Source organism: Pseudomonas gregormendelii (assembly GCF_017114825.1).
GTDB classification, from domain to species: Bacteria; Pseudomonadota; Gammaproteobacteria; order Pseudomonadales; family Pseudomonadaceae; genus Aquipseudomonas; species Aquipseudomonas gregormendelii.
Genome location: NZ_JADEVO010000108.1, coordinates 1 through 636 on the forward strand (window position 1 = coordinate 1; position 636 = coordinate 636).

1 pseudogene is annotated in these 636 nt (G+C 59.9%); it reads right to left on the bottom strand.

The annotated features are described in order from the left end of the window. Positions 1-636 (bottom strand): annotated as a pseudogene (locus IMW75_RS26785) (type IV secretion protein Rhs); the annotation flags it as partial.

The window sequence follows — 636 nt, forward strand, 5'->3', positions numbered from 1 at the left end:
TTGAGGCGAATTGCCAGGCTTTGCGGCCCATCGCGTCGTAGCCGAAACAACTGGTGAGTTTGCCCTGGGTGCGCAGCACCTCGCGGTGCAGGTCATCGCGTTCCATGTCGCTGATGAGCTGGCCGTCGAGATTGAGTTGGTGCAGGTGGCCGCTGCCGTAGTACAGGTGGTTGAGGTGCTGGCCGGTGGGCAGGGTCAGCGTGGTCAGGTTGCTCAGTGGGTCGTAGTCGTAGGACAGAGCACCTTGGGGGGTGGTCTCTTTAATTAAACGACCTAGTAAGTCGTAGGAGAATTCCAGTGTTTCTTCGCTGACCCCGAGTTTCTTGCCGTTGGCGGTCGGCAGGCGCGCGATGGACAGCAAGCGATCGGCGTCGTCGTAGGCGTAATCCTGCCGTGCATCGGCGTTGAGTTTGGCCAGCAGGCGGCCGATGGCATCGCGTTCGAATTCGGTGCTGCGCTGCGGACGTTCGGCGCGTTCGCCGTAGCCGATTTCGTTGACTCGCGTCAGATGCCCGCCCAGGTTGTAGCTGAACTGGCGGGTCAGGTTGTCGATGCGTTTTTCTTCGATCAGGCGATCGGAGGCGTCGTAGGCAAACTGGTAAGCGGCATTGTTTTCATTGACCAATGCCGTCAGGC